The organism is Clostridium sp. D43t1_170807_H7, from assembly GCF_015555905.1.
Taxonomy (GTDB): Bacteria; Bacillota; Clostridia; order Clostridiales; family Clostridiaceae; genus Clostridium.
In genome coordinates this window covers 53,696-70,244 of the sequence record NZ_JADNLK010000015.1, presented here as the reverse complement: position 1 = coordinate 70,244, position 16,549 = coordinate 53,696, and the positions used below count along the sequence as shown (strand labels likewise).

Annotated in this window: 16 protein-coding genes and 4 pseudogenes; 17 read left to right on the top strand and 3 right to left on the bottom strand. The window is 28.4% G+C overall.

What is annotated here, in order from left to right; translation table 11 throughout:
• Positions 1-137: 137 nt before the first annotated feature.
• The 11 genes and pseudogenes from I2E98_RS11010 to I2E98_RS10960 form a co-directional block, all read left to right on the top strand.
• A pseudogene (locus tag I2E98_RS11010) lies at positions 138-356 on the top strand (sirohydrochlorin cobaltochelatase); the annotation flags it as partial.
• A gap of 50 nt (positions 357-406) precedes the next feature.
• Positions 407-1,225, top strand: a pseudogene (locus I2E98_RS11005) (cobyrinate a,c-diamide synthase); the annotation flags it as partial.
• Between the two features lie 45 nt (positions 1,226-1,270).
• Positions 1,271-1,894, top strand: a complete 624-nt coding sequence (locus I2E98_RS11000) for a precorrin-8X methylmutase (RefSeq protein ID WP_195468957.1) — start codon at positions 1,271-1,273, stop codon at positions 1,892-1,894.
• A 52-nt stretch (positions 1,895-1,946) separates the two neighbouring features.
• Positions 1,947-2,900 (top strand): cobalt-precorrin-5B (C(1))-methyltransferase CbiD, encoded by a 954-nt coding sequence (gene cbiD / locus I2E98_RS10995; RefSeq protein ID WP_195468956.1) that lies wholly within the window; start codon positions 1,947-1,949, stop codon positions 2,898-2,900.
• 56 nt (positions 2,901-2,956) lie between these two features.
• Positions 2,957-3,565: a precorrin-6y C5,15-methyltransferase (decarboxylating) subunit CbiE gene (gene cbiE / locus I2E98_RS10990; RefSeq protein ID WP_195468955.1), complete on the top strand. Its 609-nt coding sequence runs from the start codon at positions 2,957-2,959 to the stop codon at positions 3,563-3,565.
• Positions 3,566-3,574: 9 nt separating this feature from the next.
• Positions 3,575-3,935 (top strand): annotated as a pseudogene (locus I2E98_RS10985) (methyltransferase domain-containing protein); the annotation flags it as partial.
• A gap of 100 nt (positions 3,936-4,035) precedes the next feature.
• On the top strand, positions 4,036-4,782 hold the full coding sequence (gene cobM, locus I2E98_RS10980) for a precorrin-4 C(11)-methyltransferase (protein ID WP_195468954.1): 747 nt from the start codon (positions 4,036-4,038) through the stop codon (positions 4,780-4,782).
• Between the two features lie 2 nt (positions 4,783-4,784).
• Positions 4,785-5,804 carry a cobalt-precorrin 5A hydrolase gene (gene cbiG / locus I2E98_RS10975; RefSeq protein ID WP_195468953.1) on the top strand — a complete coding sequence of 340 codons (1,020 nt, stop codon included), beginning with the start codon at positions 4,785-4,787 and terminating at the stop codon, positions 5,802-5,804.
• A 10-nt stretch (positions 5,805-5,814) separates the two neighbouring features.
• Positions 5,815-6,015, top strand: a pseudogene (locus tag I2E98_RS10970) (SAM-dependent methyltransferase); the annotation flags it as partial.
• 55 nt (positions 6,016-6,070) lie between these two features.
• A complete protein-coding gene (locus tag I2E98_RS10965; RefSeq protein ID WP_195468951.1) occupies positions 6,071-6,526 on the top strand; it encodes a precorrin-6A/cobalt-precorrin-6A reductase in 456 nt (151 codons plus the stop codon).
• Positions 6,527-6,697: 171 nt separating this feature from the next.
• Positions 6,698-7,660 carry an aromatic acid exporter family protein gene (locus I2E98_RS10960; protein ID WP_243251076.1) on the top strand — a complete coding sequence of 321 codons (963 nt, stop codon included), beginning with the start codon at positions 6,698-6,700 and terminating at the stop codon, positions 7,658-7,660.
• Between the two features lie 58 nt (positions 7,661-7,718).
• Here the strand turns inward: I2E98_RS10960 and I2E98_RS10955 are convergent, their stop codons facing one another.
• Positions 7,719-8,456, bottom strand: a complete 738-nt coding sequence (locus I2E98_RS10955) for a hypothetical protein (RefSeq protein ID WP_195468950.1) — start codon at positions 8,454-8,456, stop codon at positions 7,719-7,721.
• 129 nt (positions 8,457-8,585) lie between these two features.
• Here I2E98_RS10955 and I2E98_RS10950 point away from each other — a divergent pair, with 129 nt between their 5' ends.
• Positions 8,586-9,776 carry an amidohydrolase gene (locus I2E98_RS10950; protein WP_195468949.1) on the top strand — a complete coding sequence of 397 codons (1,191 nt, stop codon included), beginning with the start codon at positions 8,586-8,588 and terminating at the stop codon, positions 9,774-9,776.
• Positions 9,777-9,791: 15 nt separating this feature from the next.
• Positions 9,792-10,622, top strand: coding sequence for a phosphatase PAP2 family protein (locus I2E98_RS10945; RefSeq protein ID WP_195468948.1), 831 nt, complete (start codon positions 9,792-9,794; stop codon positions 10,620-10,622).
• A gap of 68 nt (positions 10,623-10,690) precedes the next feature.
• Here the strand turns inward: I2E98_RS10945 and I2E98_RS10940 are convergent, their stop codons facing one another.
• Both I2E98_RS10940 and I2E98_RS10935 read right to left on the bottom strand, forming a co-directional pair.
• Positions 10,691-11,350 (bottom strand): hypothetical protein, encoded by a 660-nt coding sequence (locus I2E98_RS10940; protein ID WP_195468947.1) that lies wholly within the window; start codon positions 11,348-11,350, stop codon positions 10,691-10,693.
• A 135-nt stretch (positions 11,351-11,485) separates the two neighbouring features.
• Positions 11,486-11,644, bottom strand: a complete 159-nt coding sequence (locus I2E98_RS10935; protein WP_195468946.1) for a DUF1540 domain-containing protein — start codon at positions 11,642-11,644, stop codon at positions 11,486-11,488.
• 370 nt (positions 11,645-12,014) lie between these two features.
• On the opposite strand from I2E98_RS10935, the gene I2E98_RS10930 reads away from it, so the two are divergent.
• From I2E98_RS10930 to I2E98_RS10915, 4 genes are all read left to right on the top strand, one after another.
• On the top strand, positions 12,015-12,455 hold the full coding sequence (locus tag I2E98_RS10930) for a MarR family transcriptional regulator (protein WP_195468945.1): 441 nt from the start codon (positions 12,015-12,017) through the stop codon (positions 12,453-12,455).
• Positions 12,448-14,178, top strand: coding sequence for an ABC transporter ATP-binding protein (locus I2E98_RS10925; RefSeq protein ID WP_195468944.1), 1,731 nt, complete (start codon positions 12,448-12,450; stop codon positions 14,176-14,178). The genes I2E98_RS10930 and I2E98_RS10925 overlap by 8 nt, the downstream gene beginning before the upstream one ends.
• The gene (locus I2E98_RS10920; protein ID WP_195468943.1) at positions 14,171-15,991 is read left to right on the top strand and encodes an ABC transporter ATP-binding protein; all 1,821 of its coding nucleotides are present in this window, start codon (positions 14,171-14,173) and stop codon (positions 15,989-15,991) included. Before I2E98_RS10925 ends, I2E98_RS10920 begins: the two co-directional genes overlap by 8 nt.
• Before the next feature lie 125 nt (positions 15,992-16,116).
• A complete protein-coding gene (locus tag I2E98_RS10915; RefSeq protein ID WP_195468942.1) occupies positions 16,117-16,326 on the top strand; it encodes a DUF1450 domain-containing protein in 210 nt (69 codons plus the stop codon).
• The last annotated feature ends 223 nt before the right edge of the window (positions 16,327-16,549 follow it).

Genomic DNA, 16,549 nt, shown 5'->3' with positions numbered 1-16,549 from the left:
CTACTATTAGCTCTATGCTTTTTGGCATACTATAAATTAAATTCCCGAAGGGAGCGTGGCGAAAGCCACTTTTTTTATTTATCTCATGGCTAGAAGTCAGTTTATATAAAAATAATTTTGATAGGAGATTTTGTGCTATGAAAAAGGCAATATTAGTAGTTAGTTTTGGGACAAGCTATTTAGACACATTAGAGAAAACAATTAAAAAGGCAGAAAAGCAAATAAGAGATAATTTCATTGAATATGATATATATAGAGCATTTACATCTCATAAAATAATAAAGAAGTTAAAAGAAAAGAAGGTTGGAAGACCAATTTTTTATTATCAAGGAATAGAGGAGTTACCACAAGATTATTGTAAATGTACATATGAAAGGCCTTGGAGAAAACGAAAAATTTAAATAAATTATTAAAACCTGCAATAGAAATACATTGTGGATTAAAGGTATTTGGGTATATACCTAAGGATGATGAACTTAAGCTTGAAAGTAGACATTTAGGTTTAGTTCAAAGTGTGGAAGTCGGAAACTTAAATAAAAAGATAAATTATTTATCAGAAGTTATTGAGAAATATATAAATTTAGATGAAATTATTGAAAGTTTTAAAGAAGTAAAGTGTTTTGAAGATAATTATCATTTAAGTAAAAGTAATAAGAGAATAGCGATTGCATTTGATGAAGCATTTAGGTTTTATTATAAAGAGAATTTAGAATTACTAGAAGAAGCAGGAGATGTTGTTTATTTTAGTCCACTTAGAGATAAAAAATTGCCAGAAGATATTGATTTTCTATATTTAGGTGGGGGTTACCCAGAAGTATTTAAGGAAACCTTAAGTAAGAACACAGAAATGCTAAGTAACATAAAAGAAGCACTTGATAATGGACTAAAGTGCTATGCAGAATGTGGAGGATTAATGTATTTAACAGGAAATATAGATAATGTTAATATGGTTGGATTCTTAAATGGAAATAGTGAAATGACTAAAAGACTGAATAGATTTGGATATGCAACATTATTATTTAATAATATAGAAATTAATTGTCATGAGTTTCATAAATCGAAGGTAAACTTAAATGAGGAGACAGTGTATGATGTTACTAAAATTTCATATACTGGAGATAAAATTAATTGGAGATGTGGATATAAGAAGAATAATACATTGGCAGGATATCCACATGTACATTTCTTTGGAAACTTGGAATTTATTAAGGAGCTATTAAAGTAGCTTAAGGTTAGAGAAATTATTGAAGCAATAAGGAGAAAAATAATTATGGACTATATTAAAAATCCAATGGAAATAGAAAATAATAGTATGAAGATTATAGAAAGTGAAATGGGTGAGCATAGTTTCACTAAGGAAGAACTTTCAATAATAAAGAGAACAATTCATACTACAGCCGATTTTGAATATAAGAATTTAGTAGAAATAAGTAAAGAGGCTATAGAAGCATCAAAAGAGATTTTTAAAAGGCCCTTTACAATTTATACAGATACTAATATGGCTTTATCAGGAATAAACAAAATGGCTCTAGGTAAACTGGAAGGAAAGGCTATTTGTTATGTGAATTTAGATGAAGTACATAAAGAGGCAAAGGAAAAGGGAATAACTCGCTCGATGGCAGCTGTAGAAAAGGCTTGCAATGATAATGTAGATATTTTTGTTTTTGGAAATGCACCAACAGCTTTATTTAAGTTAAAAGAGTTAATAAAAAGTGGAAAGGCAAGTCCAAAGTTGATTATAGCAGTGCCAGTAGGATTTGTTGGAGCAGCTGAAAGTAAAGAAAATTTAGATGAACTTAATGTGCCATATATAAGGGTTAAAGGAAGAAAAGGTGGAAGTACTGTTGCAGCAGCTATAGTAAATGCACTTATGTATAATGTTGTTGAAAGATAGTAAAAGTTTGAGAAATTAATTGATGGTGTATAAGAGGACAGGAGGGAAAAGCATGTTAGATCTTTATGTTATGAGCGGTGGTAAGAAACTAAGATGTGGATATACCACAGGATCTTGTGCAACAGCAGCTACAAAGGCTGCCACAATCATGCTCTTTAATGATGTTATCTTAGAAAATGTTGAAATAACTACACCTAAGGGAATAAAAATAATAATACCTATAAATTCAGTTGAAAAGGGTAAAGATTATTGCATAGTTTCTGTAATTAAGGATGGTGGAGATGATCCTGATATTACTAATGGAATAGAGATATATGCAAAAGTTGAAAAGCAGGAAAGTGGATTCACTTTAACAGGAGGAGAAGGAATAGGAATTGTTACAAAGGATGGGCTATTTATAGAAAAAGGGCTTCATGCAATTAATCCAACACCGAGAAAAACTATAGAAGAAGCAGTGAAAGATAACCTTCCTCAGAGAAATAGTGAAAATTGGGAGTTTGCTAAAGGTAATGGAATAAAGGTAACTATAAGTACGCCCCAGGGAAGAGAAATAGCACAAAAAACATTTAATCCAAGGCTTGGGATTGTTGGTGGAATTTCTATTCTTATTTCAAACTTTGTTGGTTTCGCATTAGAGTGCTGTTCGGAAGTAAATATAAAAGAAGTTATTCTTATTGGACATATAGGAAAGGTAAGTAAAATTGCTTATGGGTGCTTTAATACCCATAGTAGAGTAAATGATGTAAGGCTTGAAGTTATAGCGCTAGAGCTTGCACTTTTAGGATATGATAGGGAAGTTGTAAAAAGTGTTTTAGAACAAAAGACCAGTGAAGGTGCAGTTAAATTCTTAGGTGATGGATATGAAGAACTTTATAAAAATATAGGAAATAAAATAGTTGAAAGAATGAAAATTTATACTTATGGAGAAATGAAGTGTGATGCAATAATGTATTATGGTTTTTCTGAATATAATATTTTGTATAATTCATTAGATATAAATAGGTAAGTCATAATTGAGTTAAGATGAAAACTATCTTAATAAAAAATATAAAGGAGTAAGTTATGGTTTATATTGTTGGATTAGGTCCTGGAAATAAGGATTATATATTACCAAAGGCAATAGATACATTGAGAAAGAGCAATGTAATTATTGGTTTTAGTAGATTAATTAATGATTTAGATTTTATAAACACTAATAAGATAGTAATGAGTTCTTTAAGAGAAACTCTGGAGTACATACAACAAAATGGACAAGACAATATTATTTCATTAGTTGCTTCAGGAGATCCGACTTTTTTTGGCATAAGTGAATATATAAAAAAGAATTACCCGGGAAATATTGTCGTAATACCTGGATTAAGTTCTTTTCAATACTTAACTGCTAAGTTGAATAAAAGTTGGAGTTATGCATTTACAGGAAGTGTACATGCTAGAAATGAAGATTTTATAGAGAAAGTTAAAGAAAATAAGTTATCTATATGGCTTACAGATAATAAAAATAATTCGACTTTTTTATGTAAATTATTAAATGAAAATAATATTGAATGCACAGTAATAATCGGTGAACATTTATCCTATGAAAATGAAAGAATATTACAAGGCAGACCAAGAGAGTTTATTAATGAAGAAGTTAGTGATATGGCAATATTAATTGTGGAGAAAGAAGGTTAGAGAAAGTTTATGATTTTAATTAAAGATAGTGAATTCATAAGAGGGAATTGTCCAATGACTAAGGAAGACATTAGAGCTTTAAGTATATGGAAGATGAATTTGAAAGAAGGAGCTATAGTACTTGATATTGGTGCTGGAACAGGAACAATAACAGTACAAGCATCTAAGATTTCAAGAAAAGGTATTGTATATTCTATTGAAAGAGATAATGAAGCAATAGATACAACTAAGAAGAATTTAGACAAGTTTAATTTCTAATGAGTTACTACAAAGTGAGGGAACTATAGTCATGAATTTTATAACTTTAGATAATGCATATAAAGCAATTGAAAAAGTTAAGAAGCTAAATTATGTAGTAGATATTTCACTTCCTTACAATTGGAGATCCATATGTTTATAGTACTTATATTCATATGTTAAAGCATATGGAAGAAAGAGGATTAAAATTAGCAAGTAGGGAGTAGAGAGTTATGGTTTATTTTATAGGGGCAGGACCTGGAGATGTTGATTTAATAACTGTGAAGGGAAGAGATATATTAGCTAAGGCTGATATAGTTATATATGCAGGGTCTTTAGTGGCTAAAGAGCATATGGATTATTGTAAAGAAGGTGTCTTAATATATAATTCAGCAAAGATGACTTTAGCAGATGTTATTGAGGTTATGAATGAAAATAAAGATAAGCTTATAGTAAGGCTTCATACTGGAGATCCATCAATATATGGAGCAATAAAGGAACAAATGGATGAATTAGATAAGCTAAATATTGAATATGAAGTAGTACCAGGTGTTAGTTCTTTTGTTGCAGCAGCTTCAGCAATAAAGAAAGAATTCACACTTCCATCAGTAACTCAAACAGTGATACTAACAAGAGTTGAAGGAAGAACTCCGGTACCGGAAACAGAAGATTTAGAAAAGCTTGCACAAGTAGGAGCATCAATGGCTATATTTTTATCAATTTCTATGATTGATAAGGTAGTAGCAAAGCTTAGAGCTGGTTATGGAAGGAATGTTCCAATAGCGGTAGTAGAAAGAGCAACTTGGGATAATGAAAGATGTATTATTGGAACTTTAGATGATATTGCAGATAAAGTTAAGGAAGCTGGTATTACAAAGTGTGCTCAAATATTAGTTGGTGACTTTATAGATTGTGATTATGATAAGAGTCTTTTATACGATAAGACTTTTACTCATATGTATAGAGAGGATAAGGAATAATTATGATTTGCATTATAAGTGTTACTGAAAAAGGCAATGTTTTAGCACGAAGGATAGAAAAAGAACTTGGCGGAGATTTATATTTAAAATCTGAAATTAATGACTTTAAGCTAAATAATATAATGAATATATGTTTTGAAAAGTATGATTCTATAATATTTATAAGCTCAACGGGAATTGCAGTTAGGGCAATATCAAAATTTTTAATAAATAAGGCTATAGACCCAGCAGTTGTAGTGGTAGATGTTTGCAATAAATTTTCTATAAGCCTAGTTTCAGGACATTTAGGAGGAGCAAATAAATTAACCTTAAAGATTTCTGAGGTATTAGGTAATACTCCAGTAATAACTACAGCAACAGATAATATGGATATTTTAGCTCCAGATATAATTGCAATGAATAATGAGCTTATTATAGATGATTTAAAAATAGCTAAGATTATTGCAGGAAGACTTGTTAATGGAGAAAGTGTTTATTTTAAGGATGATAAATCAATAATTAAATGCCCTAGAGGATACATAGATACAGCGGAGATACAGAGAAATACTCTGTGGATTACACATAAAGCTTCAAGAAATTTAAAGAGTGAAGAGAATAACGTAGTAAGATATTTAGATGAGTATGAAGATAGGACAATATTGAAATTAATTAGAAAGGATATTGTTTTAGGAATAGGATGTAAAAGAAATACTGATAGTGATAAGTTATTTGATTTTATAAATGATACTTTAAAGGAAAACAATATTGATATAAGGTCTGTAGATAGAATTGCTTCTATTAATATAAAAAGTGATGAGAAAGCAATTTTGGATTTAGCAGAAAAATTAAATTGTGATCTTCTATTTTTTTCGGCATCAGAAATAGCTACAGTTGAGCATAAATATGAAGGTAGTGATTTTGTAAAGAAATCAATTGGAGTTGCATCAGTAAGTGAGCCAGTTATTGAGTTATCTGGTGGAAAGATAATTGTTAAGAAAATAAAAAGAGATGGAATGACATTAGCTATTGGTGAGCTAAATTAAGGAGAGTAAAATGGGAAAATTATATGTTATAGGAATAGGTCCAGGTGGATTAGAGCATATGACTTTAAAGGCTAAGAAAGCTATAGAAGAGAGTAATATTATTGTTGGATATAATAAGTATATTGATATGATAAAACCACTTGTAGAAGATAAAGAACTTTTCTCAACTGGAATGAGGGGAGAAGAGGCAAGATGCAGAAAAGCATTAGAATTTTTTAATCAGCTTGCCATTTATAATTTTTAATCATCTTATGGAGGTGGAGTTAATGATTGGTTTTGTTCTTGGGACTGGTGAAGGAAGAGCAATTTTATCATTTATAAATAAATATACTGATGAAATTGTTGTTTCTACAGCTACGCAATATGGATACGAAATTTATAAGGATTTCAAAGCAAAGTATTTTAATTATAAACCACTTAATGAGGCAGAGTTTGAAGAATTAGTTAAAGAGTTTGGAATTAAAGTTTTTCTAGATGGATCTCATCCTTATGCAAGTGAAGTAAGTAATACGGTGATTAATGTTTGTAGGAAAATGAATATTGATTATATAAGATATGAAAGAAAAAGCTATTTTACAGATTTAAAAGATAATAAAAATATAATTTTTATAGATAAATATGAAGATTTAGAAAAAGTATTAAAAAGTATAGAGGGAAATGTATTAAATACTACAGGTAGTAATAATGCTTTAAAGATAGATTCACTATGGAGAAGAATTTAATGATATACAAAAGATGATGGACTTTATAAGGTTAAATTATTTATAGAAATAAAATGGGATAGAAATTTTATGACTTCAAGTAGTATGTTTAATCTACAGGAAAAATTGTATTTTATATATTTAATTCTTATTATATAATATGGAATATATAAACAGAGGGGATGAAAGACTTTGAAGTACATATATAATTTAGCATTTAAAATGGCAATATCAGCAACTATAGCATTAATTATAGGTAATATATTAGGTTTACAATATGCAACAGTTGGAGCTGTCATTGCTATATTAAGTATACAAGATACTAGAAAAAAGGCATTAATTATAAGTTACAAAAGAATAGTTGCCTGTAGCATGGGAATTTTATTATCAGTAATTCTATATAGTTTATTAGGAAATAGAGCATTGATTTTTGGATTGTTTTTAATAATTTTAATACCACTTACTTCAAGATTAAAAGTACAAGAAGGAATGGTACCATCAGTAGTTTTATCAACACATTTTTTAGTTGCAAATAATATAACAATTGCACTAATTTTTAACGAAATATTACTAATGATAATTGGAATAGGTGTAGCTGCAATTGCTAATATTTTTATGCCTTCTCTTGAGGATAAATTTAAGGATGATAAAGAGTGGATTGAAGAACATTATAGAATTATAATAAGTAAAATGGCAAAGTCATTAATAACTCATACAGTAGATATTGATGAGCAAAAGCTTATAAATGAAGTTGAAAAGCGATTATATGAAAGTAAGGAAACTGCTTATAAGATAGTAAATAACCACTTTTTTAAAAGTTCATCATATTATACAGACTATATAAATATGAGAATTAATCAGTTTGATACAATAAAAAGAATGAGATTACATTTTCAGAGGTTTAATATACCTGTTGAACAAATGAATGTTATGGCAGAGTTTACTTTATGTGTTGCAGAAAATATACGTGAAATGAATGATTGCAAATCATTATTAAGGGATTTAGATATTTTAAGAAGTGAATTTAAAAAAATGGAATTACCAAAGACTAGAGATGAGTTTGAAAGTAGAGCTCAATTACTTCAATTTTTAAATGATATGGAAGAATTTTTATTAATCAAAAGAAATTTCTTTACAACTATGAAAAATCATTAGGATTTAAGCAGTAAATAGATTAAAAGTTATGTTAACCTATTTACTGCTTAATTATTTACTAATCAAGTTTTAATACATCACTATAATTTACTGTAGAGTATCCAGCAGCTGATGTACCATCAAGACCGGTATATAATTCATCTCCAAAATAAACAGCAACTTTATCTACACCATAATTATATCCATAAGTATTTACTACTGCACTTATAACTCCATTAGCTATTTCAGTAGAAAGTTCCATATCTTTAATAAAGTTCTCATTAAATACAACAGTTAAGACATTAGTATCATAATTTAATGTTGCAGAGCTTACTCCGTAATCCGTAGATAATACAACAAAGTTGTTATTGTTATTAGGAGCTGAATATAATTTTTCTGTTAATGCAGTAACAAAGGCGTTATCAGTAACTGTGACACTTGTATCAATACAATAAGTTTTAAGATCTACTTTATTAAAGTAAAAGACTCTACAATCTCTATTAACTGTATTAGTAGTTGATGAAATTGCAGATTTATTTGGAGTAACATCAGAAGTAGAAGTGTTAGTTTCTACAAATGAATTATTATTAGTTAAAATTGCATCATCAGAAGTTTCTTTATCAGAGGCAGTATTAGTATCTTCCTCAGTAGTCTCAGTATTTGTTACGTCATCCCCATTTTCAGAAATAGTTTCTGTAGCATTTGAATCATCAGTACTAGCTGTTTTATCTCCAGTAATTGCACTTTTTAATCCACAGGATGTTAAGGATAAGCATAAAGCAACAGTACAACTTAAAATTAATAGTTTTCTTTTCATAATTTCACCTCACATAAATTACTTAACATAAAAATATTACCATATATTTACAAATAATCAAATAATTTATTTAAAATAATATACAATATTTCCATAAAATTATATAATTTATAAAGGGAGGAATGGAGTATGGATATATTAAAAGAGACAAAACTTATAAGTAATTATATAATTTCATTAAGAAAGGACTTTCATAAGTATCCTGAATTAAGTATGGAAGAATATAGAACATCTAAAAGAATTAAAGAAGAATTAGATAAAATAGGTGTTAAATATGAAGAAGGAATAAAAACAGAGGTAGTTGCTACTATTGGTAAAGGAGATGGTAGAGTAATTGCATTAAGATCAGATATGGATGCCTTAAAGATACAAGAAAGGACAGAGGTTAGATATGCTTCAGAAAATAAGGGGATAATGCATGCTTGTGGACATGATGCACATATGGCATCATTACTTGGAGCTGCTATGATATTAAAAAAATATGAGGATAGTATTCCAGGAAAGATTATTCTTATATTTCAACCAGGTGAAGAAAATTCATGTGGAGCAAAGTTAATTTCTGAACATGGATATTTAGATGATGTAGATGAAATTTTCGGATTACATGTATTTGGAGATATAGAATGTGGCAAAATTTCTATAGAAGAGGGACCAAGAATGGCTGCATCAAATAAATTTACAATAAAAGTTACAGGAAAATCAGGTCATGCAGGTAAGCCACACCAATGTGTTGATGCTACTTTAGTTTGTGCAGCTATAGTAATGAATCTACAATCTATAATTAGTAGGGAAATAGATCCGGTTAATTCTGCAGTAGTAACAATAGGACATATTCAATCAGGAGAAACTCATAATATTATTTCTGGTGATGCTATAATAGAAGGTACAATAAGAACTTTTAATGCAACAACAGCTAAACATATTCAAAAATCAATTAAAAGAATTGCATATAGTACAGCATTAGCATATGGAGCAACTGCAAGTGTTGAATATGATGTTGCACATCATCCAGCAGTAATTAATGATGGTGAAGCAGTAAAAACAGCTTTAGATGCTGCTAAGAAAATATTTGATGAAAAAGATATTATAAAAGTGCCAAGAATGATGTTAGGAGAAGATTTTTCTATATATCAAAAAAGAATTCCAGGAGTATTTGTTTTTGTAGGCGCTGGTAATGAAGAAATAGGAAGAGACTATCCAAATCATAATGATAAATTTAATATAGATGAAAAAGCTGTATTGATAAGTACTGAATTATATGTGGCATATGCTTTAGAAGCTATATATAAAGAGTCAAGAAAGAAGCTTTTTAACCATTAATAGATGGAGGAATTTATGGAGTTAGAAATTTTAAGACATATTCAAAGTATAGCAAATCCATTTTTTGATTTTATATTTCAAATTATAACTATATGTGGTGAACAGGTAGTATTAATATCAATAATATCAATTATTTATTGGACATTAGATAAAAAATTTGGAGAGTATATTGCATACGCTGTTTTAACTAGTGTACTTTTAAATAATACAATAAAAGATATTTTTAAAATGAAAAGACCAATAGGGGAAGAGGGGATTAGAACATTAAGGGAACAAACAGCAACTGGATATTCATTTCCTAGTGGTCATACCCAAAGTGCATCTTCATTTTATGGAGCTATGGCAATTTATTTGAAGAAGAGAGTAATGTACATTATTGCAACCGTAATGATTATTTTAGTTGGATTTTCTAGATTATACTTAGGAGTTCATTATCCAAAAGACGTTATAGTGGGAGGAATCTTGGGGGTATTAACATCTCTAGTATGTTATAAGTTATACAATAGATTTGAAAATAAAATGTTGTTATATGTAATAACATTTGTAATATTTATTCCTGCATTAACTTTTGCACATTCTGCGGACTTTATTAAAGGAATGGGAACTTATCTAGGATTTATAATTGGAATATATATTGAAAAGAAATATGTTAATTTTTCAACAGAAGGAAGTAAAGGAAATAAGATAATAAGAGTGTTATTAGGAGTATTAATACTATTAGTATTACAAGTTGGATTAAAAGTACTATTACCAAGTGGAACAATATTCTCATTTATAAGATATTCATTAATAAGTTTAATTGGAATAGGAGTTTATCCTATGGCCTTTAAAAAATTAAAATTTTAAGAAATAATGAGATTAAATATATTTTAGTTAAGAAGTTAAGTTTTTCACTTAACTTCTTAATTTTTTAACTATTGTAAAGCAGATTCAACTGTTTTTAATCTAGAAATATAAGCTTGGGTATTTGTAAGCTCATTCTTAGAAATTTCTTTAACTAGATCACTTTTAGCACATTTATTATCAAGTGATGAAATAGAATAAGATGCTTGTAAAATTGCAATTGCTTGTTTTATATATGCAATTTCATTACTGTCTGAAGTTTTAACTTCTGCTAAGTCTTTTTGAAGCTTATCTATAATTGCTTTATATTGCTTTATATATTCAGTATCGTCTTTTAATTGTTCCGTATTTTTACCATAAGTATCAATTAATTTAGATAATTCAATTCTCATTTCTTTTAATTCACCAGTATAGTTGTCAATTATATCCTCACTAATATCAGTTAACTCAGGATTACTTGAGTAGCTTTCTATATTATAAGTGGCAAATAATATAGCTCTATGTAATAAGATTTCTTCTCCTAAATAATCTATACAAACGTTACCTGAAGCAGGAAGTTTAGATAGTTTAGATACTATGCCGTTAATATAGTTAGATGTAACTTCATAATATGGATCATCTATAAACTGTGAGTAAGGGTTTTCTATACAAGCTGCAGATACTGGTAAATTATAAAGTATCATAGATAGTAAAGTTAATATTGCTAGAAGAAAGCTTATAATTTTTTTCATTTGTTTCACTCCTTAAAATATCAATAATATTTAGTATGTTTAAAAAATTAGAATTTTATTTATTATTAAGCAAAAAGCTTAAAATAGGGTAGCTTAGGACTACCCATTATACTTGAAGCTTTTATATAAGTAATATTATTTTTTTACAAAGCTACCACAATCGGTACATTCTTTACTAGATGCACAACTAGTGTGAGTAACAACTTGAATGTGATTTAATGTACAATAATTATCATCTTGGCAATGAAATTTACATTCAGTAACAGTACAGCCGATGCTTTCATTATGTTTCATAATTAATCCTCCTCTATATATTAAGTGATATGTTAAGTTATATAATTGTAGGAGTGTAGATTATATTAGCTTAACAATATTACTTTTTTATCTTAGATTATTTTATCCTTATAAAATAAAAATATTCTTATTTGAGAAAATGTTGGCAGTTATTTTAAATAAAGTGGATATTAATATTTTATTTAGGAAAATATATATTTAAAAGTAATACCATAGTATCTATTAATTTTCAGAATCATGTAGCTAAGTTTTAATGGGTAATTTAGATATTGACTGATAAAAGTGATAGAACTATAATAATAATTAGATATCTAATTATTAGATGTCTAATTATTTTGTGAATTATGATTGATTTTAGTGAGGTAATAGTATGAAAGAAGGAGAATTAATTAAAGAATTTATGAAGGTAAAAAAAGCCCATTGGAGAAGATGTCATGATGAATTTAAGAAGCTTGAAATTTCTAAGGGGCAACCTAAAATTTTAGATTATTTAGTGGAACATGATGGAAGCATACAAAAGGATATAGCTAAAAATTGCAATATTGAAGCTGCAACAGTGACAAGTATTTTATCAATAATGGAGAAGGTAGGATTTGTTGAAAGAAGACCTAATAAGGATGATAGAAGAATAATTAATGTATATTTAACTGAAAAGGGAAGAAGAGTTCAAGTTAATTCACAAAAAGTTATTTCTCAAATTGAAAGAGACTGCTTTAGTGATTTTAATGAGGAAGAAATGAAACAGCTTAAGAACTTCTTTGAGAGAATGTATAATAATTTAAATAAGGATGGTGAAAAGAAAAATGATTAAACTACTAAAATACATTAAAGGTAGTGCAATTATTTATGTAATATTAGCACCTTTAATGATGTTTATCGAAGTTATAATGGATCTAAATCAACCTAAACTTATGTCTGATATTATAGATATAGGTGTTGCAAATGGCGATATTAGTTATGTTTTAAATGTTGGATTTAAAATGATAGTAGTTGCTTTTATAGGAGTATTAGGTGGAATGCTTTGTGGATTATTTTCAACTTTTGCTTCAATGACTATGGGAAAAAATATGAGGCAAGGATTATTTGATAAAATACAAAGTTTATCATTTTTAGAAATAGATAAATTTAAGACTTCATCACTTATTACTAGGTTAACTAATGATGTAACTCAGGTTCAAAATATGGTTATGATGGCACTTAGAGGAATGGTAAGGTCACCTCTTATTTGCTTAGGCGGAATTATAATGTCACTTACTATTAGTATTAAGTTATCAATAATTTTTTTAGTAGTAATACCATTAATAGTATTAAGTGTAATTTTGATTACATCAAGATCTATTCCATTTTTTACAGGAATGCAAAAGAAAATAGATAATGTAAATTTAGTTATGAGAGAAAATTTACTTGGAGTTAGAGTTATTAAGGCATTTGCAATAGAAGATAAGATGAGAAGAAAATTTAATTCTGCAAATTATGAATTAATGGATATCAGTATTAAAGCTCAAAGTGTAACTATACTTTTATGGCCATTAGTTACATTAATAATGAACTTAAGTGTTGTAGCTATACTTTGGTTTGGTGGAAATTATGTTAATAATGGTTCATTAGAGATAGGTAAGATAATGGCATTTATTAATTACTTAGTTCAAATAATGAATTCTTTAAATATGTTGATAATGAGTATCATTAATTTTTCTAGAGCAAAGGTATCTGCAGATAGAATTAATGAAGTTTTAGATGTGGAATCATCAATAAAGGATAGAGAAGATACAGATGAAATAGATAAATTTGATGTTGAATTTAAGGATGTTTATTTTAAATACAATAAAGATGGTGATTATGTATTAAAGGGAATATCATTTAAAGCAAAAGAAGGTGAAAAGATAGGTATTATAGGGGCTACTGGTAGTGGAAAAAGTTCATTAATATCACTTATTCCAAGACTATATGATACAACCTCTGGCTCTGTAATGATTGGAAATAAAGATGTAAGAAATTTAAAAATAAATGATTTAAGAAAAATTATTGGTGTTGTTCTTCAAGATACAATTCTTTTTTCAGGAAGTATTGCAGATAATTTAAGATTTGGTATGGAAAATGCTAATGAAGAAATGATGGATAGGGCAACAAAAGATTCTCAGGCATTTGAATTTATAACTTCAAGTAATGAAGGATACAATAGGGAAGTTGGACAAAGAGGTAAAAATTTATCAGGAGGCCAAAAGCAAAGGGTTTCTATTGCTAGAACTTTAATAAAAAATCCTAAGATATTGATTTTAGACGATTCAAGTAGTGCTTTAGATATGGCAACAGAATCAAAGTTACAGAAATCAATTAAGAATAGAATGAAAGATGCTACTGTATTTCTTATAGCACAAAGAATAGGTGCTGTAATGGATTTAGATAAGATAATAGTTTTAGATAACGGAGAAATTGCTGCTATAGGTACTCATGAGGAACTTATTAAAATTTGTGAAATATATAGAAGTATTGCTATATCACAATTAGGAGAGGAGGCGGTTTTAAATGTCTAGTAAGGGACCAATACAAATGAGGCCCGGGGGAGGACCACAGCAACTGTATAGAAAAAAGGGAGAAAAAATTAAAGACTTCAAAGGAACTGTAAGAAGATTAATTGGATATTTAATTGAAAAGAAAATTAGCATTTTTATAGTATTTGTTTTTTGCTTTATAACAACTTTAATTAGTATTTTGGGGACAAGATTAAATGGATATACAATAGATAATTTTATTGAAACTGGAGATATGAAAGGGTTAGCATTTATTTGTATAATGCTAGTTTTAATATATTTAGTTAATATATTTTCAACATATTATCAAAATATGGTTATGCTAAAAATAGCTCAAAGGGTTTCAGCAACTATAAGAAAGGATTTATTTACTGCCCTTCAAAAATTACCACTTAAGTATTTTGACAGTAATTCAAGTGGAGATTTAATGAGTAGACTTACTAATGATGTAGATAATATAAATACCACTTTATCTCAAAGTGTAACACAGTTATTTTCAGGAATAATTAATGTAGTTGGAATGTTAATTGCTATGCTTTTATTGAGCCCTATATTGACTTTAATTGGAATGATAACAGTACCTTTAATATTTATAGTAACAAAGACTTTAGCTAAGAAAACGCAAAGATTTTTTGTGAAGCAACAAAATGAACTTGGAAGTTTAAATGGATATATTGAAGAAATGGTATCTGGGCAAAAGGTTGTATTATTATTTTCAGAAGAAGAAAAAGTTAAAAAAGAGTTTTCAGAAATAAATGAAAGACTTACTAAAAGTGCAATAATAGCTCAAGGTGTTTCTTCATTCATGGGACCAATAAATAATTTTATAAATAATATTTCATATTTAATAATTTCAGTTGCAGGTGGATACCTAATTTTAAAAGGTTCAACAATTACAGTGGGAGTGGTATTTTCATTCTTATTATATATGAGAAACTTTACAAGGCCAATAAATGAAATAATGAATCTTTTTAATACTATTCAAAGTGCACTTGCAGGGGCAGAAAGAGTATTTGAAGTTATTGATGAGGAGCAAGAAAAGGACAAAGATGAGGCTGTTGATATTGATAACATAGAAGGTCATGTTGAATTAAAAGATGTAACTTTCTCTTATACTAATGGAAAAGAAATATTAAAAAATGTTTCATTAGAGGCTAAGAAAGGTGAAATTATTGCAATAGTTGGACCAACAGGAGCAGGAAAAACTACCATAGTTAATTTACTTACTAAGTTTTATGATATTGATAGTGGAGAAATATTAATAGATGGAAAAAATATTGATGAAATAACTAGAGAAAGTTTAAGAAAAACAGTAGCAATGGTACTTCAAGATACTTATTTATTCTCTGAGACTGTTAGTGAAAATATAAGGTATGGAAGATTAGATGCTAGTGATGAAGAAGTTATAGAAGCAGCAAAAATGGCAGATGCTCATCATTTTATAAAGCAGCTTCCACAAGGTTATGATACAGTTTTATCTGATAATGGTGGTAATTTATCACAAGGGCAAAGACAGCTTTTAGCTATTGCAAGAGCTATTTTATCAAATGCATCAATTTTAATATTAGATGAAGCAACTTCTTCAATAGATACAAGAACAGAAGTATTAATTCAAAATGCAATGCTTAAGCTTATGGAAGGAAAGACGACCTTTGTAATAGCTCATAGATTAAGCACTATTAAAAATGCAGATAAGATTTTAGCTTTAAAAGATGGGGAAATTATAGAAAGTGGAACACATAATGAGCTTTTAGCTAAAGATGGATTCTATGCGAATTTGTATAATAGTCAATTTAAAAAAGGTGTAGAAATTTAGACATAAATCGGGCTACCTCTGAGGTTAATCCATTTATTGGATTGACCTCAGAGGTAGCTTATATTGTATAATTAAATAAATAATTGTATAAGTAAGTACATAAGATATTAAAAGGAGAGATAAACATGATAGTAATGTGCCCAGGATGTTCAGGAATAGATATCGATATAGTGAAAGGTGAATTTAAAGATGAAAAGATAGTTTATGGCTGCATAGGTGAATGTGGTGGAAGAATGGATGGAACTATAGTTGCCATGGTTGATGGAGAATTTGTTGAAGCTAGAAGCGAAGCGGAATTTATTATAAAAACAAGATCAATACTAAACTCTAAATAACACTTGAATAATATTGCGCATTACATGGGGCGAAAAAATGAAATATTTATTTTCCGGGAACGGTGAAATTTTCGCCTAGAATTTATATCTTTGTTCCATTGAACTTGCTAAAGTTGTAAAAGCCGCTAACGCTTCAATACAACTTCTTTACGCAAGTTCAATTCCACAAAGATTAAATTCTACGGCTCAATTTCAATGTTCTCTCCAAATTAATATTTCATTT

Coding starts and splice junctions, on each gene's coding strand:
- I2E98_RS11000 (WP_195468957.1), top strand. CDS start 1,271: ATGGACTATATTAAAAATCCAATGGAAATAGAAAATAATAGTATGAAG.
- cbiD (WP_195468956.1), top strand. CDS start 1,947: ATGTTAGATCTTTATGTTATGAGCGGTGGTAAGAAACTAAGATGTGGA.
- cbiE (WP_195468955.1), top strand. CDS start 2,957: ATGGTTTATATTGTTGGATTAGGTCCTGGAAATAAGGATTATATATTA.
- cobM (WP_195468954.1), top strand. CDS start 4,036: ATGGTTTATTTTATAGGGGCAGGACCTGGAGATGTTGATTTAATAACT.
- cbiG (WP_195468953.1), top strand. CDS start 4,785: ATGATTTGCATTATAAGTGTTACTGAAAAAGGCAATGTTTTAGCACGA.
- I2E98_RS10965 (WP_195468951.1), top strand. CDS start 6,071: ATGATTGGTTTTGTTCTTGGGACTGGTGAAGGAAGAGCAATTTTATCA.
- I2E98_RS10955 (WP_195468950.1), bottom strand. CDS start 8,456: ATGAAAAGAAAACTATTAATTTTAAGTTGTACTGTTGCTTTATGCTTA.
- I2E98_RS10950 (WP_195468949.1), top strand. CDS start 8,586: ATGGATATATTAAAAGAGACAAAACTTATAAGTAATTATATAATTTCA.
- I2E98_RS10945 (WP_195468948.1), top strand. CDS start 9,792: ATGGAGTTAGAAATTTTAAGACATATTCAAAGTATAGCAAATCCATTT.
- I2E98_RS10940 (WP_195468947.1), bottom strand. CDS start 11,350: ATGAAAAAAATTATAAGCTTTCTTCTAGCAATATTAACTTTACTATCT.
- I2E98_RS10935 (WP_195468946.1), bottom strand. CDS start 11,644: ATGAAACATAATGAAAGCATCGGCTGTACTGTTACTGAATGTAAATTT.
- I2E98_RS10930 (WP_195468945.1), top strand. CDS start 12,015: ATGAAAGAAGGAGAATTAATTAAAGAATTTATGAAGGTAAAAAAAGCC.
- I2E98_RS10925 (WP_195468944.1), top strand. CDS start 12,448: ATGATTAAACTACTAAAATACATTAAAGGTAGTGCAATTATTTATGTA.
- I2E98_RS10920 (WP_195468943.1), top strand. CDS start 14,171: ATGTCTAGTAAGGGACCAATACAAATGAGGCCCGGGGGAGGACCACAG.
- I2E98_RS10915 (WP_195468942.1), top strand. CDS start 16,117: ATGATAGTAATGTGCCCAGGATGTTCAGGAATAGATATCGATATAGTG.